This is a genomic window from Microbacterium sp., assembly GCF_031178445.1.
Lineage (GTDB): Bacteria > Actinomycetota > Actinomycetes > Actinomycetales > Microbacteriaceae > Microbacterium.
In genome coordinates, this window is record NZ_JAPSIY010000014.1 from 19406 (window position 1) to 40526 (window position 21121).

The 21121-nt window shown below is 68.6% G+C and carries 18 protein-coding genes and 1 other RNA gene; 7 read left to right on the forward strand and 12 right to left on the reverse strand.

All coding sequences use genetic code 11. The features are described from left to right. Nucleotides 1-5: 5 nt before the first annotated feature. From RIN43_RS15365 to RIN43_RS15375, 3 genes are all read right to left on the reverse strand, one after another. Nucleotides 6-701 (reverse strand): coenzyme F420-0:L-glutamate ligase, encoded by a 696-nt coding sequence (locus RIN43_RS15365; RefSeq protein WP_309129801.1) that lies wholly within the window; start codon nt 699-701, stop codon nt 6-8. Then, nucleotides 701-1957 (reverse strand): RNA polymerase sigma factor, encoded by a 1257-nt coding sequence (locus RIN43_RS15370; RefSeq protein WP_309129802.1) that lies wholly within the window; start codon nt 1955-1957, stop codon nt 701-703. The genes RIN43_RS15365 and RIN43_RS15370 overlap by 1 nt, the downstream gene beginning before the upstream one ends. A gap of 166 nt (nt 1958-2123) precedes the next feature. Beyond that, complete coding sequence (locus tag RIN43_RS15375) at nt 2124-3047, reverse strand: PAC2 family protein (protein WP_309129803.1); 924 nt, start codon at nt 3045-3047, stop codon at nt 2124-2126. 113 nt (nt 3048-3160) lie between these two features. Between RIN43_RS15375 and RIN43_RS15380 the strand changes: the two genes are divergently transcribed. The 3 genes from RIN43_RS15380 to sucB all read left to right on the forward strand — a co-directional run bounded on the left by RIN43_RS15380 (nt 3161) and on the right by sucB (nt 7868). Continuing rightward, nucleotides 3161-4639, forward strand: coding sequence for a leucyl aminopeptidase (locus RIN43_RS15380; protein ID WP_309129804.1), 1479 nt, complete (start codon nt 3161-3163; stop codon nt 4637-4639). Beyond that, on the forward strand, nt 4639-6012 hold the full coding sequence (gene lpdA, locus RIN43_RS15385) for a dihydrolipoyl dehydrogenase (RefSeq protein WP_309129805.1): 1374 nt from the start codon (nt 4639-4641) through the stop codon (nt 6010-6012). The genes RIN43_RS15380 and lpdA overlap by 1 nt, the downstream gene beginning before the upstream one ends. A 68-nt stretch (nt 6013-6080) precedes the next feature. Beyond that, nucleotides 6081-7868 (forward strand): 2-oxoglutarate dehydrogenase, E2 component, dihydrolipoamide succinyltransferase, encoded by a 1788-nt coding sequence (sucB, locus tag RIN43_RS15390; RefSeq protein WP_309129806.1) that lies wholly within the window; start codon nt 6081-6083, stop codon nt 7866-7868. Nucleotides 7869-7874: 6 nt separating this feature from the next. Here sucB and RIN43_RS15395 read toward each other — a convergent pair whose 3' ends face one another. Beyond that, a complete protein-coding gene (locus RIN43_RS15395) occupies nt 7875-9299 on the reverse strand; it encodes a hypothetical protein (protein ID WP_309129807.1) in 1425 nt (474 codons plus the stop codon). Between the two features lie 122 nt (nt 9300-9421). On the opposite strand from RIN43_RS15395, the gene RIN43_RS15400 reads away from it, so the two are divergent. Then, a complete protein-coding gene (locus RIN43_RS15400) occupies nt 9422-10132 on the forward strand; it encodes a DUF4191 family protein (protein WP_309129808.1) in 711 nt (236 codons plus the stop codon). A gap of 61 nt (nt 10133-10193) precedes the next feature. On the opposite strand, the gene RIN43_RS15405 is transcribed toward RIN43_RS15400, so the two are convergent. Further along, entirely contained in the window at nt 10194-11381 is a 1188-nt protein-coding gene (locus RIN43_RS15405) for a RimK family alpha-L-glutamate ligase (protein ID WP_309129809.1), read from the reverse strand. A gap of 52 nt (nt 11382-11433) precedes the next feature. Between RIN43_RS15405 and RIN43_RS15410 the strand changes: the two genes are divergently transcribed. Beyond that, a complete protein-coding gene (locus RIN43_RS15410) occupies nt 11434-11886 on the forward strand; it encodes a RimK/LysX family protein (RefSeq protein ID WP_309129826.1) in 453 nt (150 codons plus the stop codon). 4 nt (nt 11887-11890) lie between these two features. Here RIN43_RS15410 and RIN43_RS15415 read toward each other — a convergent pair whose 3' ends face one another. Then, nucleotides 11891-12319, reverse strand: coding sequence for an RDD family protein (locus tag RIN43_RS15415; RefSeq protein WP_309129810.1), 429 nt, complete (start codon nt 12317-12319; stop codon nt 11891-11893). Between the two features lie 119 nt (nt 12320-12438). On the opposite strand from RIN43_RS15415, the gene glnA reads away from it, so the two are divergent. Further along, on the forward strand, nt 12439-13863 hold the full coding sequence (gene glnA, locus RIN43_RS15420) for a type I glutamate--ammonia ligase (protein WP_309129811.1): 1425 nt from the start codon (nt 12439-12441) through the stop codon (nt 13861-13863). Between the two features lie 92 nt (nt 13864-13955). Here the strand turns inward: glnA and RIN43_RS15425 are convergent, their stop codons facing one another. From RIN43_RS15425 to RIN43_RS15445, 5 genes are read right to left on the reverse strand one after another with little or no spacing between them, the layout of a single operon-like run. After that, the gene (locus RIN43_RS15425; protein ID WP_309129812.1) at nt 13956-14393 is read right to left on the reverse strand and encodes a VOC family protein; all 438 of its coding nucleotides are present in this window, start codon (nt 14391-14393) and stop codon (nt 13956-13958) included. Further along, a complete protein-coding gene (locus RIN43_RS15430; protein ID WP_309129813.1) occupies nt 14393-15322 on the reverse strand; it encodes a diacylglycerol kinase family lipid kinase in 930 nt (309 codons plus the stop codon). Before RIN43_RS15430 ends, RIN43_RS15425 begins: the two co-directional genes overlap by 1 nt. A 9-nt stretch (nt 15323-15331) precedes the next feature. After that, nucleotides 15332-18319, reverse strand: a complete 2988-nt coding sequence (locus RIN43_RS15435) for a bifunctional [glutamine synthetase] adenylyltransferase/[glutamine synthetase]-adenylyl-L-tyrosine phosphorylase (RefSeq protein ID WP_309129814.1) — start codon at nt 18317-18319, stop codon at nt 15332-15334. Between the two features lie 9 nt (nt 18320-18328). Further along, nucleotides 18329-19666 carry a glutamine synthetase family protein gene (locus tag RIN43_RS15440; RefSeq protein ID WP_309129815.1) on the reverse strand — a complete coding sequence of 446 codons (1338 nt, stop codon included), beginning with the start codon at nt 19664-19666 and terminating at the stop codon, nt 18329-18331. Nucleotides 19667-19668: 2 nt separating this feature from the next. Then, on the reverse strand, nt 19669-19887 hold the full coding sequence (locus tag RIN43_RS15445) for an SPOR domain-containing protein (RefSeq protein ID WP_309129816.1): 219 nt from the start codon (nt 19885-19887) through the stop codon (nt 19669-19671). 68 nt (nt 19888-19955) lie between these two features. Between RIN43_RS15445 and ppgK the strand changes: the two genes are divergently transcribed. Continuing rightward, nucleotides 19956-20699, forward strand: a complete 744-nt coding sequence (gene ppgK / locus RIN43_RS15450) for a polyphosphate--glucose phosphotransferase (protein WP_309129817.1) — start codon at nt 19956-19958, stop codon at nt 20697-20699. A 60-nt stretch (nt 20700-20759) separates the two neighbouring features. Here ppgK and rnpB read toward each other — a convergent pair. Next, an RNA gene (gene rnpB / locus RIN43_RS15455) (RNase P RNA component class A) lies at nt 20760-21119 on the reverse strand. Between the last annotated feature and the right edge of the window lie 2 nt (nt 21120-21121).

Genomic DNA, 21121 nt, shown 5'->3' on the forward strand with positions numbered 1-21121 from the left:
TGCGCTCAGACGGTGCGGATGATGCCCATCGGCGTCGATTCGTGCCCCTGCCCGAGCGGGTTGTCCTTGAGGATGCGCACCAGGCGCTGCTCCCCCGCCCTGTCGAGCGTGGACCCGAGGATGTTGCCGCCGATGTCGTTGATGTCGACGATAGCGACCTCGACCGGCACGTCGAGCAGCGTCCGCACGTGGCGCGCGACCTCTCTGGGGCGCTCGGGCCCCAGCACGACGGCGGTGTTGTACGGCGGGATCGTGTGCGACGTCGGCCCATCGATCGAACGGGCCTTATAGCCCGCCACGCGGTAGAAGTCACCGCGCCGTCCGAACAGCTTCGTCACAGCCGAGACCGCCGCGGCCAGCAGGATGCGGGGCGTTCCGCACTCGCGCAGTGCCATCTCCATCGTCTCGGGCATGCCGAGCCCGATGCCGTAGCTGGTGCGCGTGACGTACTTCGACAGGAAACGCGCCAGCCCGCGGGGCTTGATCTCGTCGAGCTGGTATGAGCGGCCCTGGGTGATCGCGACGATCTTCTCGGTCACGAAGAGCAGGTCGCCATGCTGCAGCTGCCCCGCGGTGTACTCGCGAACGATCTGATCGAGGTCGTCACCGGGCATGACCACGCGCGTGCGGATCGGGATGCGCTGATACGAGGTGCCGTCGACCTCGACGTTGAGGGCCTTGCCCTTGTTCGCCTCGGCCATCACTCGAGGTAGTCCCGCAGCGACTGGGAGCGGCTCGGGTGACGCAGCTTCGCCATCGTCTTCGACTCGATCTGACGGATGCGCTCGCGCGTCACCCCGAACGTGTCGCCGATCTGGTCTAGGGTCTTCGGCTGGCCATCGCCGAGTCCGAAGCGCATCCGGATCACTCCGGCCTCGCGCTCGGACAGCGAGTCGAGCAGCTGCTCCAGCTGACGCTGCAGCATCGTGAAGCCCACGGCGTCCGCCGGCACGACCGCTTCGGTGTCTTCGATCAGGTCGCCGAACTCGCTGTCGCCGTCCTCACCCAGCGGGGTGTGCAGTGAGATCGGCTCGCGGCCGTACTTCTGCACCTCCACGACCTTTTCGGGCGTCATGTCGAGTTCGCGCGACAGCTCTTCCGGCGTGGGCTCGCGGCCCAAGTCCTGCAGCATCTGACGCTGCACGCGGGCGAGCTTGTTGATGACCTCGACCATGTGCACCGGGATGCGGATGGTGCGGGCTTGGTCGGCCATGGCGCGGGTGATCGCCTGGCGGATCCACCAGGTGGCGTACGTGGAGAACTTGAAGCCCTTGGTGTAGTCGAACTTCTCGACCGCGCGGATCAGGCCCAGGTTTCCCTCCTGGATCAGGTCCAGGAACTGCATGCCGCGGCCGGTGTACCGCTTTGCGAGCGAGACGACCAGACGCAGGTTGGCGCCGAGCAGGTGGCTCTTGGCGCGCTGACCGTCTCGGGCGACCCACTGCAGGTCGAGGCCCAGCTGACTGGACTTCTCGGCCGCCGACATGGCCGAAAGCTTCTCCTCCGCGAACAGGCCGGCCTCGATGCGCATGGCGAGTTCGACCTCTTCGGCCGCGTTGAGCAGCGCGACCTTTCCGATCTGCTTCAGGTAGTCCTTCACAGGGTCGGCGGTGGCGCCGGTGATCTGGGTCGAGTAGACCGGGACGTCGTCCTCGTCGCTGGACGAGATGACGATGGCGCCGGTCGGGAGCGGCTCGGTGAAGGCGGGCTTCTTGTCGCCCTCCTCCTCGTCATGCTCGGATGCCGCCTCGGTGGTCTCCTCCTCGACCTCGGGCTCGGCATCCTTCTTGGCGCGCTTGGCCGTCGTCTTCTTCGCAGCGGGCTTGGCCGCCGCCTTGCCTGCAGGAGCCTTCTTCTGGGGCGCCGCGGTCTCGGGCGCCTCGACCTCAGTGGCCTCCGCGTCAGCAGCCGTCTTCTTCGTGGTCGTCCGGGTCTTCTTGGTCGTGGCAGGAGTCACGTTTCGCCTTTCACGGGGCGGTGCACGCACCCCGGGCCATTTCGGACACTAGTAAGACCCTTGTCAAGCTCAACGCTCGAAAAGCGATGGTTGACAATGGGTCGGACGTCCATTATCACACACCCGGATGCGTAGGGCGTCATCATCTCCGCATCCGCGCGCCGGATCAGCCGAGCTTGTCCTCGTCGCCCGGTCGGCGCGTGGCCAGATATCGCTCCAGTTCGGCCGCCAGCTCATCTGCGCTGGGCAGATCGCGCTCGTCGATGCGCTCCTCGCCGTCGACGGCCGTCCCCGCCATGTACGCGTCGTACCGGCGCTCGAGGGTGTGCACCATCTGCGTCAGCTCGTCGTTGCCCTGCACCTGCTCCTCGACGCGCGCGACATAGTCCTCGCGGCGTGAATGCACCTCGTCCATGCGCAGCACCAGTCCGGTGGCGATCATCAGCTTGTCGGCTGCGGCGAGCACGGTGTCGGGGTACTCGGTGTCGGCGAGATAGTGGGGCACCAGCAGCACGAATCCCGCGACGCGCACGTTGTGCTCGACCATGCGGAACTCCAGCAGATGCCCGGCCGTCGAGGGCACCTGCGTCCGTGGACGCCAGACTGAATGCGCGGCGACGAGGTCGCGCCGGTTGCCGCTCACCGTCGTGCCGAGGGGCCGGGTGTGCGGAACCGGCATCGCGATGGAGTGCACCCAGGCCACCCCTGAGACCTGGAAGGCGTCGACGAAGTCCAGCACGACGCGGCTGAACGCGTCCCAGGCGAAGTCCGGCTCGTAACCCGACAGCAGTAGGAACTGCTGGCCGAGCGCATCGTGCGCGAGCGAGAGTTCGAGCCGGGCGGGGCGGTACTCGGTCAGGTGATCCTGATCGAACACGATCACCGGGCGACGCGCTCGGTAGTCGAGCAGCACGTCATTGTCGAAGATCGCCAGCGGTTGGGGGTCGGTGGTGTCGTGCAGATGGTCGATCAGGCCCGATACGGCGCTGCCTGCATCCGTGAACCCGGTGAGGAGAACGATCAGAGGCAGTCCCGTCGGCACGTCGGGCGCACCGGCGACCGGCTCGTACAGCTCTGCGGAGAAGGGCATGTCTCCATGCTACGAGCCGCCGCGACGGCATGGCCCTCGACTCTCATGCTGACAGCGAACACGCGTGGCGCTCCGCGCGACGCCGGTGCGGGCACGCTCCCTAGGATGGAGGTATGACGCTTCCCGTGATCTCGCACACGACCGATCCGTTCCCCGGAGGCGCTGCGGATGCCGCAGTGCTCGTCATCCCCGATCCCGACACGTCACCGGAGGCGCTGGCGGCGTACGAGGGACTCGCCGAGGCACTCTCGGGCGTCGGCTACAAGGGCTCCGCTTCTGCGTACACGCGCGTCCACCTGCCCGGCATCACGTCGCTGCCGCTGGCCGTGGTGAGTGCCGGCAAGTCGCCGGACGCCGCGACCGTGCGCGATGCCGCCGCGACAGCCGCACGCAGCCTCACCGGCTTCACGACCATCTCGATCGGATTCGCCCCCGGTCTGGAGCGGTTCGCGGACGCGGCGGCGGAGGGCGCACTCCTCGGCGGCTACCGCTTCGACGACTACCGCAGTGAGAAGAAGCCCGCCCGCGCGGAGTCCGTGCTGCTGCACGCCTCCGCGCTCGGCGACGACGCGCTCGCACACGCCAGAGCCGTCGCCGAGGGCGTCGCCCTCGTGAAGGACCTGGTCAACACGCCTGCCGAGTGGCAGAGTCCCGCTCAGCTGGCCGACTCGGCGGCCGAAGCCGTCGCCCACCTGCCCGTGGACGTGCAGATCCTCGACGAGAACCAGCTCGAGGAGCAGGGCTACGGCGGGATCCTCGGCGTCGCCCGCGGTTCCGACCGCCCCGCCCGCCTCGTCCGGCTCGACTACTCCCCCGCTGACGCGACGCGCCACGTCGCGCTGGTCGGCAAGGGCATCACCTTCGACACCGGCGGCCTCTCGCTGAAGCCTGCCGCGAGCATGGTCGGCATGAAGTTCGACATGGCCGGCGCTGCGACCATCCTCGCCGCCACCCGTGCGATCGCCGCCCTGCAGTTGCCCGTGCGCGTCACCGCCTGGATGTGCATCACCGACAACATGCCATCCGGCCGTGCTACCCGCCCGGGGGATGTGCTGCGCATGCTCGACGGCCAGACGGTCGAGGTGCTCAACACCGACGCCGAGGGCCGCCTGGTGCTGGCCGACGGACTGGTCGCGGCCAGCCGCGAGAACCCCGACGTCATCGTCGACGTCGCGACGCTCACGGGAGCGATCATCGTCGGGCTCGGGATGCGCCACACGGGCGTCATGGGCCACGACGACGCCGTCGCCGAGTACCTCGCCGCGGCGGACTCGGTGGGTGAGCCGGCGTGGCGCCTGCCTCTGCCCGAGTACATGGAGGAGTCGCTCGAGTCGCAGATCGCCGACATGGTGAATGCGAACATGGGCGATCGCTCCGGCGGATCGCTCTTCGCGGGGCTCTTCCTGCAGCGTTTCGTCGGGCGCACTTCCGATGCCGAGGACGCCCCCCGCATCCCCTGGGTTCATCTCGACATCGCCGGATCCGCCGAGCACAAAGGCTCGCCTTACGGCTTCACAGAGAAGGGACCGACCGGCGCGACGGTCCGCTCTCTCGTCGAGTTCGCTCGCGCGTCCGTCGGCAAGGAGTCATGATGGCCACCCGCGAGTTCGATCTCGTCGTCCTCGGCGGCGGCAGCGGCGGCTATGCGGCTGCGCTCCGCGCCAGCGAGCTGGGCAAGAACGTGGCACTGATCGAGAAGGACAAGGTCGGCGGCACGTGCCTGCACCGCGGCTGCATCCCGACCAAGGCGCTGCTGCACGCCGCCGAGGTCGCGGACCACGTGCGCAGCGCCGCATCCGTCGGCGTGACGGCGACCCTCGAAGCCATCGACGCGGCGGGTGTCCGCGCCTATCGCGAGGGCATCGTCGCGAAGAAGTTCAAGGGTCTGGAAGGTCTGATCAAGGCCCGCGGCATCACCGTGGTCTCGGGCGAGGGGCGCCTGGAGCCCGACCGCTCCGTCACCGTCGGCGATGACCGCTACATCGGGGCGGACGTCGTGCTGGCCACCGGCTCGTACAGCCGATCGCTTCCCGGCCTCGACATCGGCGGGCGAATCCTCACCAGCGAGCAGGCTCTCGCACTGGACGAGATCCCCGGTTCTGTGATCGTCCTCGGCGGCGGTGTCATCGGCGTCGAGTTCGCCAGCGTCTGGCACTCCTTCGGCGCCGACGTGACCATCGTCGAGGCGCTCGCGCATCTCGTGCCGAACGAGGACATCGCCCTCAGCAAGGGGCTGGAGCGGGCCTTCCGCCGCAAGGGGATCGCGTACAACCTGGGCACGCGCTTCCAGAAGGCCGAGCAGGATGACGCGCAGGTGACGGTGACGCTGGAGGACGGCAAGACGTTCACGGCCGACTACCTCCTCGTCGCCGTGGGCCGCGGCCCCGCGACGGCCGGGCTGGGCTTCGAGGAGGCCGGGATCACGCTCGACCGCGGTTTCGTGACCGTCGACGACCAGCTGCGCACCGGCGTGGAGCGCGTCTGGGCGGTCGGCGACATCGTGCCCGGGCTGCAGCTCGCGCACCGCGGCTTCCTGCAGGGCATCGCAGTCGCTGAGCGCATCGCCGGCATGCAGGTGCCCGTGCTGCCCGAGACGCAGATCCCGAGAGTCACGTACTGCAGCCCCGAGGTCGCGTCTGTCGGCATCACCGAGGAGGCTGCTGTCGCCGCTCACGGCGCCGACGGCGTCGTCTCCTACGAGTACAACCTTGCAGGCAACGGCAAGAGCGAGATCATCGGAACCGGGGGCACGGTGAAGGTCGTCCGCCAGAAGGACGGTCCCGTATTGGGCGTGCATCTGCTGGGTGACCGAGTCGGCGAACTGATCACGGAGGGCCAGCTGGCCGTCGCATGGGAGGCGCATCCCGAGGACATCGCACCTCTGATCCACGCGCACCCCACGCAGAGCGAGGCGCTCGGCGAGGCATTCCTCGCTCTGGCCGGAAAACCGCTTCACGCACTCTGAACCAACCAACCTGCTCCCAGGTCACTAAGCTGGGGGCGTCACAAAGATTTTCTGAAGGAGACTCCGTCATGAGCACACCCGTGGTCCTTCCCGCACTCGGGGAGAGCGTCACCGAGGGTACGGTCACCCGCTGGCTCAAGCAGGTCGGCGACACCGTGCAGGCGGATGAGGGCCTGCTCGAGATCTCGACCGACAAGGTCGACACCGAGATCCCCTCTCCCGTCAGCGGCGTCATCGAGGAGATCCTCGTGGCCGAGGACGAGACCGTCGAGGTCGGCGCCCTGCTGGCGCGCATCGGTGACGGCAGCGGTGCGGGCTCGTCCGGCTCCGCCCCTGAGGCCGCCGCTCCCGCTGCAGAGCAGGCTCCCGCCGAAGCCGCACCCGCCGCCGAAGCCGCGCCTGCCGCCGAAGCCGCGCCTGCCGCCGCAGAGTCCGCGCCGGCTCAGGAAGCCGCCGCACCGGCCGCCGAGCAGCCCGCCGCGCCGTCCGGCGATGCCACCGATGTCGTGCTCCCCGAACTGGGAGAGAGCGTCACCGAGGGCACTGTCACCCGCTGGCTGAAGCAGGTGGGCGACGACGTCGAGGTCGACGAGGCGCTGCTGGAGATCTCGACCGACAAGGTCGACACCGAGATCCCGTCGCCCGTCGCCGGGAAGCTTCAGGAGATCCTCGCCGCTGAGGACGAGACGGTCGCCGTCGGCGCCGTGCTCGCCAGGATCGGCTCCGGTGCCGCGCCGGCAGCCGCGGCCGAGCCCGCCCCGGCCGCAGCCGCGCCGGCCCCGGCCGCCCAGCCCGCTCCGGCGCCCGCAGCACCCGCCCAGGCAGTACCTGCCCAGGCGGCATCTGCCCCGGCACAGGCCGCTCCCGCGCCCTCCGCGTCTGCTGCTCCTGCCGCGCCCGAACCCGCTCAGGCCGTTCCCGCCGAGCCGGCTGACGCCGCTTCGGATTCGGATTCGCTCTACGTCACCCCCCTCGTGCGCCGGCTGGCGAACCAGCAGGGCGTCGACCTCGCGTCCGTCAAGGGCACCGGCGTGGGCGGACGCATCCGCAAGGAGGACGTGCTGAAGGCGGCCGAGGCCAAGAGCCAGGCCCCGGCGGCCGCCGCTGCCGCTCCGGCTGCTGCGCCGCTGGAGGTCTCACCGCTGCGCGGCACGACGCAGCCGATGTCGCGTCTTCGCAAGCTGGTCGCCGAGCGTGCTGTCGCTTCGCTGCAGCAGACCGCACAGCTCACCACCTTCGTCGAGGTCGACGTCACCAAGCTTGCGGCATACCGCAACTCGGTGAAGGACGACTTCCAGAAGAAGACCGGTGACAAGCTCTCGTTCCTTCCGTTCTTCACCCTCGCGGCCGCCGAGGCCCTGCAGGCGTTCCCGATCATCAACTCGTCGGTGGACGGCGACAAGATCGTCTACCCGGAGACCGAGAACATCTCGATCGCCGTGGACACCGAGCGCGGTCTGCTCACCCCCGTGGTGCGCGACGCCGCGACGAAGAACCTGGCCCAGCTGGCCCACGAGATCGCGGATCTCGCCGCCCGCACGCGCGACAACAAGCTGAAGCCCGACGAGCTGGCAGGCGGCACGTTCACCGTGACCAACACCGGTTCGCGCGGTGCGTTGTTCGACACGCCGCTGGTGTTCCAGCCGCAGTCGGCGATCCTGGGCACGGGCATCGTCTTCAAACGCCCCGGCGTGGTGACCGTCGACGGCGTCGACGCGATCGCCGTGCGCTCGTACGTGTACCTCGCGATCTCGTACGACCACCGCACGATCGACGGAGCGGATGCGGCTCGCTTCCTCGGCGCGATCAAGAGCCGTCTCGAGGCTGCCGACTTCGCGGCCAACCTCGGAGCCTGATCGGCCTCACCCCTCAACGGATGGCTGGCCGGCGACGTCATAGACGTCCCGGACCAGCCATCCGTCGTTCTGCACGACGAGCACCAGCATCTGCTCGCCATGCGTGCGACCCTCGGAGAGTCGAACGACCGCGACATCGCCGTAGTCGTCGACTAGCGCAGGGGCGCGGCCCCGCACATCGTCGCCGAGCCTGGTCATGACGGTCTCCCCCGCACCCTCCACGATCGCCTCGGCGCAGACGCCCTCCTGCCGGTGCGCGCACTCGCCGATCTCACTCAGCAGTTCCGCGGCGGCGTCCACGACGGACGCCTGTGCACGCTCTTCCGGCCTGCCGCCTGCCGGATGGTCGGCCGAGCCGGTCGCCTCCTCGGTCTCCTGGTCACTCTGCAGCGGAGTGGGTCCGTCCGCAGCGTCGGTCGGCGCTGCGCTCGCTGGGACCGGCTTCTCCACAGCGGACGATACGTCGTGCTCGTCGCTCGGCCAGAGCAGCCCACCGATCAGAACGATCGCCGCGGCCCCCGCACCGACGAAGAGCATCCGGCCACGACGGGCCGTTCGATTCTGTGGCGACCCCGTGACCGTGCGCGACGGCAGGACTGGGACCTTCTCACGCAGACGCGCACCCGTGGAGCGCACCCCGGCCGCGATCACCGAGAGCACGTCCGCCGATTCGAGTCGTCTCCATGTCCTCTTCACGGTGGCGGCGCGGGCCCGCTCCGCATCGGCGCGGCGTCGCCCTTGGCGCTGCGATGTGACCTGCCGCACCACCTCGGGAAGCAGCGCCCGGTGCGCGGGAATGGCGTCCACGCGCGCCGGCGCGAGCTCAGCCGATCGGAGCGGCCTGGGTGCCGCGAGCTCGGTGAGCTCTCGCTCCCAGCGCTCCAGGTTCCGCAGCAGCATCCGGGCGTCATCCGGCATCTGAGCGACCTCTGCCAGCAGCCGCTCCATCGCCCGGTCGGTGCACGCCTCGCGCAACCGCTCGACGATGGCGGTGCTCGCGACAGTGCACGCCGTCCCTTCGCCGGGCACGAACAGCGGACGCATGTCATCCGTCAGCCACCAGCTGCCGTGGATCGTGGCGTCGCCGATCTCTCCGAGGCCGCGCAGCAGGCTCCCGACCAGGGTGACCGTCTCTCCCGGCGCAAGAGCGAGCTCGGCAGCGACCCGCCTCCCCAGGAAGGCCTCGACCCGATCGGTGCACCACGGCAGCAGGGCGTCCTGGCCGTCTGCCCGGCGGAGCACGTCCCTCACGCCGGCGATGTGCTCCGCTTCCGCGAAGGCCCAGAGCACGTCGGGCACGGCTTCCGCGTCGACTCGCACACGGACCCGATCGCCGTCGGTGACCAGCTTCCCCGGCACAGCCGAGTCCTGCGCGTCCACGCGGCGTAGGGCCCGGTGCGCGGCCGGAACGAGGTCATGCATGCCATCCATGACTTCATGACAGCCGATGCACGTGGCCGGCGCGTCCGCTGCGCGACGAATGTGGACAGAACGAGTGGATCCTGTCTCTGTGCAGAGCGAACGCTCGGTGTGGAATCGGTAGGCTGGTGTTCATGGCAAAACGTGCTCACGAACCCGAGAAGCGTCCGGGTTTCTTCTCGCAGATCCGCTCGCTGTTCCGGTTCACCCGCGAGGTCTACGGCTGGCTGCCGTGGGCACAGATCGCCATCCTCGTCGCCGGTGTGCTCATCGGACTCATCCTCGGCCTTCTCATCGGAGGACCGAACGTCCTCTCGCTCGTGCTCTGGGGCATCACCGGCCTCATGCTCGGCCTGCTCGGCGCGATGTTCCTCATGACGAGGCTGTCGACGAATGCGATGTACGCGAAGATCGACGGCATGCCCGGTGCGAGCGGGCACGTGCTGAGCACCAGCCTCGGCCGCCGCTGGCAGGCCTCCGACACTCCGGTCGGGATCAACCCCAAGACGCAGGAGGCCGTCTACCGCGCTGTCGGTCGTGGCGGCATCGTCGTGGTCGGCGAGGGAACCCGCGGCCGGCTGACCCGCCTCGTCAACGAGGAGCGCGTCAAGGCGCAGCGAGTGGCGCACGGCGTTCCCGTGACCGTGCTCTACATCGGCCACGGCGAGGACGAAGTGCCGATCGCCGACCTCGCGAAGACCATCAAGAAGCTGCCGAAGGCGATCGACAAGGCCACCATGGCGGCGGTCATCCGCCGCATCGAATCGGTGTCGCAGTCGCTGTCGTCCCTGCCGATCCCGAAGGGCATCGACCCCACGAAGGTGCGCGCCCAGCGCCCGCGTTGAGCATCCGCCGCCCCGCATGTGCACGATGGCCCCTCACCGATCGGTGAGGGGCCATCGTCGTTCACTCGCCCAGCGGCTCCTTCGGAAGCCTGCGGACCTTGGCGCGGCGGCGACGTTTCTCCGGGATCATGGAGCGCATCTCCTCCAGCTTGCCGAAGCACAGCAGCCGGTCCTCCGCCTCGAGCACGACATGCTTGCGCGGATTGGGGATCACGCTCACCCCGCGGTGAAGGGTCAGCACCGTGATGTCGCGATCCCAGAGCCCGAGGTCACCCAGCTGTTTCCCGACCTGCTCGGCGCCCGAGTGCATGACCAGCTCTGCCACGCCGTAGCCGGTCGAGACGCTGAGCCGCTGTCGGATGTCGATGTCGGGAAAGGCCACCTGATTCGCGATGTAGTCGATGATCGCGCCGGCCACGTCCAGGTTCGTCGCTGCCTCGATGCCCTGCAGCCCCGGTGACGAGTTGACCTCCATGACGAGCGGTCCCTCGTCGCCTTCGAGCATGTCGACGCCGGCGACCCGCAGCCCCATGATCTGGGCGGAGCGGACGGCGGTCTGTTCGTACACGGGATCGAGCGTGACCGGCTCGACCCGCCCACCCCGGTGCACGTTGGAGCGGAACTCATCGCCGTCGGCCACACGGCGCATGGCGGCGACGACCCGGTCGCCGACCACGAGGGCACGGATGTCGCGGCCGCGGCTCTCTGCGATGAATTTCTGAATCAGCACGTTCTGCTTGGTGGAGTGCAGCGTCTCGATGATGGCTTCGGCGACCTTCACCTGCGGTGCGAGGATGACGCCGATCCCCTGCGTCCCCTCCAGCAGCTTGATCACGACAGGCGCACCGCCGACCCGTTCGATCGCCGGACGCACATCGGCACGATTGCGCACGAAGGCCGTCGCCGGCATCGCGATGTTGTGCCGGGAGAGGATCTGGTTCGCGCGGAGCTTGTCGCGCGCGCTGGAGATGCCGTTCGCGGTGTTGGGCGTGTAGACGTCCATCTGCTCGAACTGGCGCACGACCGCGGTGCCGAAGTAGGTGATGGAGTTGCCGATGCGCGGCAGGATGGCGTCGTAGTCGCTGAGCTGCCGTCCGCGATAGAAGAGATCAGGGGCATCCGCGGTGAGATCGATCGCGAAGCGCAGTGTGTTCAGCACCTTCACGTTGTGACCGCGTTGCTGTGCGGCTGCGCGAAGGCGCTGGGTGGAGTATGCCTGCGGTGCCCGAGAGAGGACGGCGATCTTCACAGATGTTTCCTGCCAGGATGTAGAGGTGAGCCGGTCTTCTCATTCAAACACGATGACGGGGTGGCGCGAGTGGGTGGGCCTGCCCGATCTCGGCGTGGAGTGGATCAAGGCGAAGATCGACACGGGGGCACGCACCTCGTCGTTGCACGCCTTCGACGTGCGCGAGTTCGACCGCGACGGTCAGGACTGGGTGCGGTTCAAGGTCAAGCCGTGGCAGGACAGCCAGGAGGACGCCGTCGTCGTCGAACGGCCCGTGCACGACAGGCGCGCGGTGCGCAGCTCGTCCGGCCACGCGCAGGAGCGGCTCGTCGTCAAGCTGCGGGTGCGCCTCGTCGATCGCGAGGTGGTCTCGGAGGTCACGCTGAGCAATCGTGATGAGATGGGCTTCCGGATGCTGATCGGCCGCGAGGCGCTGCGACGCGGCTTCACCGTCGATCCGGCCCGGTCGTTCCTCGGCGGGCGGGCGCCGCGCGAGGCACGGCGCCGCAACCGCGGCAAGCTCTGACGAGTCAGACCCTGATGAGCACCGTGCCGGCCGCCTTGTCGTGCAGGCCGCGCTGATCGGCGTCCCAGATCACAGCGGGGATCACGACGATCAGCAGCAGGGTACGCACGACCGGCCGCCACAGCCCGATCCAGCCGCCGCCCAGCCGCACCACGCGCATGCCGAGGATCAGGTGCCCCGGGCTTCCGCCCGTGGTCGGGATGAAGAGGATCTGAAGCGCGGCGAACACCATCATCGGAGCGAACTGCCGCCAGCCCGCCTCACCGGGGAGCGCGAACTGGTCGTAGCCGAGGAAGCCGATCGCGATGACCGTCGCCGCGAAGTAGTCGATGGCGAGAGCGCCGATCCGTCGGCCGATGCGGGCGATGCTGCGAGGCCCCTTCTCGGGCAATCCGAGGCGTTCACCGGGGTGGTTCTGGGCGGCATCCGTCACCCTCCAACACTACCCGCGCCGCGTAACATGCCCGAAACACGACGGACATCGCCGGGAAACGCCGCGGCCATAACCTGCGTAAGGTTGCATTCGGACCGAAACCCGATCAGGAGTCGTACATGTTCACAGATCCCTCCGAGGTACTGAGCTACATCAAGGACGAGGACGTCAAGTTCCTCGACATCCGGTTCACGGATCTCCCCGGTGTCCAGCAGCACTTCAACATCCCGGCAGCATCCGTCGATGAGGACTTCTTCCGTGACGGGCAGCTGTTCGACGGCTCCTCGATCCGCGGGTTCGCCAGCATCCACGAATCCGACCTGCAGCTGATCCCCGACGTCACGACGGCCTATCTCGACCCGTTCCGCGCCGAGAAGACGCTGATCATGGTGTTCGACATCTACAACCCCCGCACCGGCGAGATCTACTCCAAGGACCCGCGCCAGGTCGCCAAGAAGGCCGAGAAGTACCTGGCCTCGACAGGCATCGCAGACACCGCCTTCTTCGCCCCGGAGGCCGAGTTCTACGTCTTCGACGACGTGCGCTACGAGGTCACCGCCGGCAAGAGCTTCTACGCCGTCGACTCCGACGAGGCGGCATGGAACTCCGGCCGCAAGGAGGAAGGCGGCAACCTCGGAAACAAGACGCCGTTCAAGGGCGGCTACTTCCCCGTGGCGCCGGTCGACAAGCAGGCCGACCTGCGCGACGACATCTGCCTGAAGCTGGCCGACGCCGGTCTTCTGGTGGAGCGCTCGCACCACGAGGTCGGCACCGCCGGCCAGGCCGAGATCAACTACCGCTTCGACACGATGGTGCGCGCGGCTGACGATGTGCTGAAGTTCAAGTACATCGTCAAGAACACCGCCGAGGAATGGGGCAAGACGGCCACGTTCATGCCGAAGCCGCTCTTCGGCGACAACGGCTCGGGCATGCACACGCACCAGTCCCTGTGGCTCGACGGGAAGCCGCTGTTCTTCGACGAGACCGGCTACGCGCAGCTCAGCGACACGGCACGCTGGTACATCGGCGGTCTCCTCAAGCACGCGGATGCCGTGCTCGCGTTCACCAACCCCACGCTGAACAGCTACCACCGCCTCGTGAAGCACTTCGAGGCGCCGGTCAACCTCGCCTACTCCGCGGGCAACCGGTCGGCGGCGATCCGCATCCCGCTCACCGGGTCGAACCCGAAGGCCAAGCGCATCGAGTTCCGCGTGCCGGATGCTTCGGGCAACCCGTACCTGGCGTTCGCGGTGCAGCTGATGGCCGGTCTCGACGGGATCAAGAACCGGATCGAGCCGATGGAGCCGATCGACAAGGACCTGTACGAGCTTCCCCCGGAGGAGGCGAAGAACATCCCCCAGGTGCCCAACTCGCTGCTCGACTCGCTCGAGGCACTCCGCAACGACCACGACTTCCTGCTCGAGGGCGGCGTGTTCACCAAGGAACTCATCTCGACCTGGATCGACTACAAGTACGAGAAGGAGATCCTGCCGATGGCGCAGCGTCCGCACCCGTACGAGTACGAGCTCTACTACGGCGTCTGAGCGCTGACCCGTCGAGAAACCACTTCCTGCACCAGGCCCCTGTTCCCCACAGGTGCCTCATGCGAGAAGTGGTTTCTCGCACGAGAGGGCACTCAGCGCCGGGTCAGGTCCTCCGCGAGCATCACCAGGATGCCGCTCGGGCCGCGCAAGTAGGTCAGGCGATACACGTCCTGGTAATCGGCGACGCCGCGCAGCGGGTGGCAGCCGTGACGGGCCGCGATCTCCAGCGCCGCGTCGATGTCATCGACCGAGAACGCGACGCGATGCATGCCGATCTCATTCGGTCGGGTGGGCTCGGTCTCGATCGCGTCGGGGTGGATGTACTCGAAGAGCTCGAGCCGGCCGTGGCCGTCGGGGGTCTGCAGCATCGCGATCTTCGCGTGATTGCCGTCGAGTCCGACGGCGGTGTCGGTCCACTCCCCGCTGACGGTGTCGCGTCCGATCAGTGTGAGACCGAGGTCGGTGAAGAACGCCACCGCCTCCTCGATGTCGCGCACGGCGATGCCGACGTTCTCGAGCGCGATGGCCATCAGCGGACCCTCACCGCACCGGCCTGCACGCGCACGGTGAACGATGAGACCTCGCCTGCCTCCTCGCCGTCGATCTCGAAGGCCTGCGGTTCGCGCAGGACGACACGGATGCGTTCGGCCGAGGCATGAGTCGCGGAATCAGTGCTGATCGCATCCTCCGCGCGGCTGAGCAGCCGGCGCAGACCGTTGTCCCACAGCACCGACCGGGCGGTGTCGAGCCACCCTGCGAACCCCTCGGCGCTCACCAGCAGCACGTCGAGTCGTCCGTCGTCCGGCGTGGCGTCCGGAAGCAACATGATCCCTCCCTGGATCGTGCCGCAGTTGCCGATCAGCATGGTGTGCACGCGCACCGACTCGGCGTCCTCGTCGTCGAGAGCGATCTCTGCATCCACGAGCTCGGTGGCCGCGGCCGCCCGCCCGAGCGCCTGCACGTAGGCCAGCCAGCCGGCTTTCGCCTTGAGCTCGTCGTCGGTCTCGGCGAGCATCTGCGCATCGATGCCGAAGCCGATCATCACGGTGAAGGCCTGCTCATCGGCATCCTCGCCGTCGCCCAGAGCCACCCACCCGAGGTCGAGCGGTCTGGCCTCGCCATCGCGGATGCGCTCCAGCGCGGCTGAGATGTCGCCCAGCGGAACGCCCAGGTTACGGGCGAGGAGGTTGCCCGTGCCGCGGGGCACGATGCCGAGCGCGGTGTCCGTCCCGGCGACTGCCTCGGCTACCGTGCGCACCGTGCCGTCACCACCCACCGCCACCACCACGTCGCAGCCCGCTTGCACCGCCTCGGCCGCCATGACGAGTCCCGGGTCGTGCTCGGTCGTCTCCCACCAGGTCACATCCGCGTCGGCGCCGAAGACCTGCTCCACAGCCGACTTCAGTTCGTCCTCCGTGACCTTGACCGGATTCCACACGATTCCGATGCGCTCAGCCATGATCTCCCCCTACCCGTAGAACTGTTTCTCGAAGACGCGTCTCGCACGTCGCGTGACCCGCAGGTACTCCTCGTCCAGCGCTGTGGCCGCGCGGTCAGGGTATCCCAGCAGCCTGCCGACGCCGTCCAGATCGCGCACGTCACTGGGAAGCAGATCCCTGGTCTGCCCGGTCAGCAGCGTCATCGCCGAGCGCAACCGGCTGGCGAGCACCCAGGCCTCACGAAGTCGCTCGGCCGCCGGGCCAGGGATGAGATCGGCGAGCACCGCGGCATCCAGCGCCTGCATGGTCGACGTCGTGCGCAGATCGGGCACGCGATGGGCGTGCTGCAGCTGCAGCACCTGCACCATCCATTCCACGTCGCTGAGCGTGCCGGGGCCGAGCTTGAGATGCCGCCGAGGATCCACCCCCTGAGAGAGCCGCTCTCCCTCGACCCTCGCCTTGATGCGCTTGATCTCCCGCACGTCCTGCTGCGAGATCTGCTCGGGATAGCGGATGCCGTCCGCCAGCTCCGTGAACTTCGCGATCAGCTTGGCGCTGCCGGCGATCCCCCGGGCGCGAAGCAGCGCCTGGGCCTCCCACGACAGCGACCAGCGGCGGTAGTACTGGGTGTACGCATCGATGGTGCGAACGATCGCCCCGTTGCGCCCCTCAGGGCGCAGATCTGCGTCGAGGTCGAGCGGCACCCGGTGATCGGTGAGGTGCTCGCGCAACCCTGCGACGATCTTCGACGCGTACTGCTGCGCACGCTGCGGATCGACCCCGTTCCGGTCGTAGACGTACAGCACGTCGGCGTCGGAGCCGAACCCCAGCTCCGCGCCGCCGAACCGGCCCATCGCGATGATGGAGAAATCCAGCGCGTCGTCCTCCGCAGGGACGACCTCTCGCCGCACGGCCCGCAATGCGGCCTGGATCGCCGCCTCGGTGATCTCCGTCAGTGCTCTGGCCATCTCGTCGACGCCGATGTGATCGAGCACCGCGCCCATGGCGGTGCGCAGCAGTTCGCGCCGCCGAAGCGCGCGCACCGCGCGCAATGCGTCCTTGATGGTGGCGTGGCGGGTCTGGATCGCTCTGGCCTCCTCGTCAAGTGCCGCGCCCCCGCGTGGGCGGAGTGCGTCCGCACTGTCCAGCCACGCGACCGACTCCGGGATCCACTCCATCAGCTCGCCGACGTACCGGGAACTCGACAGCACCCGCGTCAGCCGCTCAGCGGCGCCGGACGAGTCTCGCAGCATCCGCAGGAACCAGTGCGTGTCGCCAAGACGCTCGCTGATGCGCCGGAACGCGATCAACCCGTAGTCGGGATCGGTCCCCTCCGCGAACCAGCGCAGCATCACGGGCATGAGGTGCCGCTGAATGGTCGCCTTGCGGCTGAGCCCTGAGGTCAGCGCGGCGATGTGCCGCAGCGCTCCCGCCGCATCGCGGAAGCCGATGGCCGCGAGACGGTCTCCGGCCTGCTGTGCGGAGAGGCCGCCTGCCAGCTCCCGCTCCTCGGCGGGCAGCGACGCCACCGCCGCCAGCAGGGGCCGGTAGAACAGGCGCACGTGCAGATCACGCACCTCACGTCGCACCCCGTCCCACACTGCACGCAGGCCCGCCGCGCTGTCCGCGAGCCCCGTGGCACGGGCCAGCGTGCGAAGACCTTCGTCGTCGCGGGGCATCAAGTGAGTGCGCTGCAGGTCGCGCAGCTGCAGCCTATGCTCGAGCAGCCTCAGCACCCGGTACTGATCGGCGAACGTCGCGGCCTCGACGCGGCCGATGTACCCGCCGTCCGCGAGGGCGTCGAGCGACTCCAGGGTCCCCCTGGTGCGCAGCGACGGATCGGTGAGTCCATGCACGAGCTGCAGCAGCTGCACGGTGAACTCGATGTCGCGCAGCCCGCCGGGCCCGAGCTTCAGCTGGTAGGACATCTCATCGGCGGGTATGTGCTCGGTGACGCGTTCGCGCATGCGCTGCACGCTGCCGACGAAGTCCTCCCGGGCGGCGCTCGACCACACCTTGGGCTGCACGGCGCCGATGTACTCGGCACCGAGCCCGCGGTCGCCCGCAATCTCCCTCGCCTTGAGAAGCGCCTGGAACTCCCAGCTCTTCGCCCAGCGGTCGTAGTAGGCCACGTGCGAGGCCACTGAGCGCACGAGCGCGCCCTGCTTGCCCTCCGGCCGCAACGCGGCGTCGACCTCCCACAGCGCGGGCTCCGCCTCGATGCCCGACAGCGCCCGCATGGTCTCGCGCGCCAGTCGGGTCGCGATGTCCACCGCCCTCGCCTCGGCGACGACATCCTCGTCGGCGGTGCCTGCGACGAAGATCACGTCGACGTCGCTGACGTAGTTCAGCTCCCGTGCCCCGGTCTTTCCCATGCCGATGATCGCAAGGCGCGTCGCCGCGACCTCGGCGCGGGTCGCCGTGCTGGCCGCGACCTCCGCGCGCGCGACGGCGAGAGCGCCCTCGAGCGCCGCCGCCGCCGCATCCGCCAGGGCTGCCGACACAGCGGCGATCGCATCCGTGGCCGAATCGGCGGCGAGATCGGCCGCCGTGATCTCCGCGAGGCAGCGACGGTAGGCCACCCGAAGCGCGACGCGCGCGGCGTCACCGGCGTCGCCGAACCCGTCCCGCACGTTCACGGCCGCGAGCATCCGCTCGCGCAGCTCCTCTTCCGCCGGCAGATCGGAACGGCAGACGGCGTGCGCATCGAGCTGATCCGGATGCCGCTCGAAGAACGCGGCGAGTCCGCACGAGACGCCGAACAGGCGCCAGCAGGCCGCGCGCGACACGGGGTCCCGCAGGACGTCGGTCGCCCTGGCGCTGTCGCGTCGCGCAATGCGGAGGATGCCGGAGACGGCGGCGTCCGGATCGGCCGCAGTGAGCCCATCGACCAGGACTGCTCGGTCCAGACCCGTCAGCTCGGACAGCTCGGTGAGGGCGGCTGAAGCCGCAGACAGCTCTACGAAGCCGAGCCGAGCGAGCGCCGACAGCGACACGGACGCATCAGGACGCGCCATGACGGCCTATCAGAGCAGACCCAGGTTGCTCTTGAGCTCGAACGGAGTGACCTGGCCACGGTAGGCCTCCCACTCCTTGCGCTTGTTGAGCAGCACGTAGTTGAACACCTGCTCGCCGAGCGTCTCGGCGACCAGCTCCGACTCCTCCATGTACTCCAGCGCGTGATCAAGGCTCGCAGGCAGCGGCGCGTACCCCAGCGCTCGACGCTCGGCGTCACTGAGGGACCAGACGTTGTCCTCCGCCTCGGGCGGCAGCTCGTACTCCTCCTCGATGCCTTTCAGACCCGCCGCAAGCATCAGCGCGTACGCGAGGTAGGGGTTCGCCGCCGAGTCGAGCGCTCGGTACTCCACCCTCGTGGACTGCCCCTTGTTGGGTTTATACATGGGTACGCGCACCAGCGCCGAGCGATTGTTGTGACCCCAGGTGACGAAGCTGGGCGCCTCTCCCCCGCTCCACAGCCGCTTGTAGGAGTTCACGAACTGGTTGGTGACCGCTGCGATCTCATTGGCGTGACGCAGCAGCCCTGCGATGAAGCGGCGACCGGTCAGCGAGAGCTGGTACTCGGCGCCCGCTTCGTAGAAGGCGTTGACGTCTCCCTCGAACAGCGACATGTGGGTGTGCATGCCGCTGCCGGGCTCATCGCTGAGCGGCTTGGGCATGAATGTGGCGTACACGCCCTCCTCGATCGCGACCTCCTTCACGACGGTGCGGAACGTCATGATGTTGTCCGCCGTGCTGAGCGCGTCGGCGTAACGCAGGTCGATCTCGTTCTGACCCGGCCCGCCCTCGTGATGGCTGTACTCCACCGAGATCCCGAGGTCCTCCAGCATGCGCACCGAGCTGCGGCGGAAGTCGTGCGCCGTGCCCCCTGGCACGTTGTCGAAGTAGCCCGCATTGTCAACGGGCACTGGTCCCTCGGGCCCGAACTGCGACGACTTCAGGAGGTAGAACTCGATCTCGGGGTGCGTGTAGAACGTGAACCCGGCATCCGCGGCCTTCGCCAGCGCGCGGCGCAGCACGTGACGCGGGTCGGACACGGCGGGGCGTCCGTCGGGCGTCGTGAGGTCGCAGAACATACGAGCCGTGGGGTCGACGTCGCCGCGCCACGGCAGAATCTGGAACGTCGACGGATCGGGCTGCGCGAGAAGGTCGGACTCGAACGTGCGGGTGAGGCCTTCGATCGCCGAACCGTCGAAGCCGATGCCCTCGGCGAACGCGCCCTCCACCTCGGCGGGGGCGATCGCCACGGACTTCAGGGTGCCGATGACGTCGGTGAACCACAGTCGCACGAACTTCACGCCGCGCTCCTCGATGGTCCGCAGCACGAAGTCACGCTGCTTGTCCACGCTCACTCCTCGTTCTCGGCGGGACGGGCTGAGCCCCAGGCGTCCTCGGCGGCGTCCTCTTCGGCCCACGCCCGCGAGCGCTCACGCAGCGTGGCGGGCGCCTGCGACGCCTCTTCGGCCGTGTCGAACGGGCCGACGCGATCGACCGCGGCCGAGAGCATGCCGAACTCGACCTCTCCGGTGCTGAGGTTGTACCAGTACTTCTCGTCGCCGTCGGACATGTCAGCTCCTTCGTCGGGGTCCCGTCACGATCCTAATCGTGCGCGCGGACGTCGCTAGGCTAATCCGCATGGCACAGGCAATCGGCGTCGACATCGGCGGAACCGGTATCAAGGCAGGAATCGTCAACCTCGCGCACGGAACCCTCGATTCCGACCGCGTGCGAGTCAACACCCCCGTCGGGGCGCGCCCCGCGGACGTGCTCGACACGGTGCGGGAGGTCCTCGAGACGCTCGGCGTCGCAGACTCGACGCTGCCGCTGGGCGTCGCCTTCCCCGCGATCGTCAAGCGCGGCAAGACGCTCTCCGCCGCGAACATCGCGAAGGACTGGGTGGACTTCGAGGCAGAGAAGTTCTTCGAGGACGGCCTCGGCCGCCACATCACCTTCGTCAACGACGCGGATGCGGCAGGAGTCGCCGAGTCGCGGCATGGCGCTGCACGCGACGCCATCGGACTGACCATCATGACCACTCTCGGCACCGGCATCGGATCGGCGTTCCTCCACGACGGTGTGCTCGTCCCCAACACCGAACTGGGCCACCTCCACCGCGACGGCGAGTCGATCGAGCGTTGGACGGCGTACTCCGCCATGGAGCGGGAGAACCTCTCCTGGGAGGCGTGGTCGGCACGCCTGCAGGAGTTCTACAGCCACGTCGAGTTCCTGTTCAGCCCCGACCTGTTCGTCGTCGGCGGCGGTGTCTCGAAGCACCCGGAGAAGTTCCTGCCGCTGCTCGATCTGAAGACGCCGATCGTCGCCGCCGTGCACCGCAACGCCTCTGGCATCATCGGCGCCGCCTCACTGGCCGCGGACTGATCCCCACTCCCGTCGAACAGAAGGACCCGGCACCGTGGCCGGGTCCTTCTGCGTTCGAGGCGAGCGGGCCGGCCTGTACGCCGGGTTCTGTTCCGGAGCTCGCGCTCCTTCGACGGCCATCTCTCTCGGCGACGCGTTGCCGCGCCGCTCCAGCGACCTACCCGAGGACTCGGCGGGCCGCGTCATCATCCTCTGTCTGGTCTTGCTCCGGGCGAGGTTTACCTGGCGGATCGTGTCACCACGACCCCCGGTGGTCTCTTACACCACCCTTTCACCCTTACCGGGCCGAGGCCCGGCGGTCTTCTCTCTGTGGCACTGTCTCGCGGATCACTCCGGGTGGGTGTTACCCACCGCCCTGCCCTGCGGAGCCCGGACGTTCCTCGGTGCGGTCACCCGCCACGCGGCCGTCCGGCCGACCCGCT

Excerpts from the sequence above, each read along its gene's own strand:
- RIN43_RS15365 (WP_309129801.1), bottom strand. The coding sequence starts at position 701 with ATGGCCGAGGCGAACAAGGGCAAGGCCCTCAACGTCGAGGTCGACGGC.
- RIN43_RS15375 (WP_309129803.1), bottom strand. The coding sequence starts at position 3,047 with ATGCCCTTCTCCGCAGAGCTGTACGAGCCGGTCGCCGGTGCGCCCGAC.
- RIN43_RS15380 (WP_309129804.1), top strand. The coding sequence starts at position 3,161 with ATGACGCTTCCCGTGATCTCGCACACGACCGATCCGTTCCCCGGAGGC.
- lpdA (WP_309129805.1), top strand. The coding sequence starts at position 4,639 with ATGGCCACCCGCGAGTTCGATCTCGTCGTCCTCGGCGGCGGCAGCGGC.
- sucB (WP_309129806.1), top strand. The coding sequence starts at position 6,081 with ATGAGCACACCCGTGGTCCTTCCCGCACTCGGGGAGAGCGTCACCGAG.
- RIN43_RS15395 (WP_309129807.1), bottom strand. The coding sequence starts at position 9,299 with ATGGATGGCATGCATGACCTCGTTCCGGCCGCGCACCGGGCCCTACGC.
- RIN43_RS15400 (WP_309129808.1), top strand. The coding sequence starts at position 9,422 with ATGGCAAAACGTGCTCACGAACCCGAGAAGCGTCCGGGTTTCTTCTCG.
- RIN43_RS15410 (WP_309129826.1), top strand. The coding sequence starts at position 11,434 with ATGACGGGGTGGCGCGAGTGGGTGGGCCTGCCCGATCTCGGCGTGGAG.
- glnA (WP_309129811.1), top strand. The coding sequence starts at position 12,439 with ATGTTCACAGATCCCTCCGAGGTACTGAGCTACATCAAGGACGAGGAC.
- RIN43_RS15425 (WP_309129812.1), bottom strand. The coding sequence starts at position 14,393 with ATGGCCATCGCGCTCGAGAACGTCGGCATCGCCGTGCGCGACATCGAG.
- RIN43_RS15430 (WP_309129813.1), bottom strand. The coding sequence starts at position 15,322 with ATGGCTGAGCGCATCGGAATCGTGTGGAATCCGGTCAAGGTCACGGAG.
- RIN43_RS15435 (WP_309129814.1), bottom strand. The coding sequence starts at position 18,319 with ATGGCGCGTCCTGATGCGTCCGTGTCGCTGTCGGCGCTCGCTCGGCTC.
- RIN43_RS15445 (WP_309129816.1), bottom strand. The coding sequence starts at position 19,887 with ATGTCCGACGGCGACGAGAAGTACTGGTACAACCTCAGCACCGGAGAG.
- ppgK (WP_309129817.1), top strand. The coding sequence starts at position 19,956 with ATGGCACAGGCAATCGGCGTCGACATCGGCGGAACCGGTATCAAGGCA.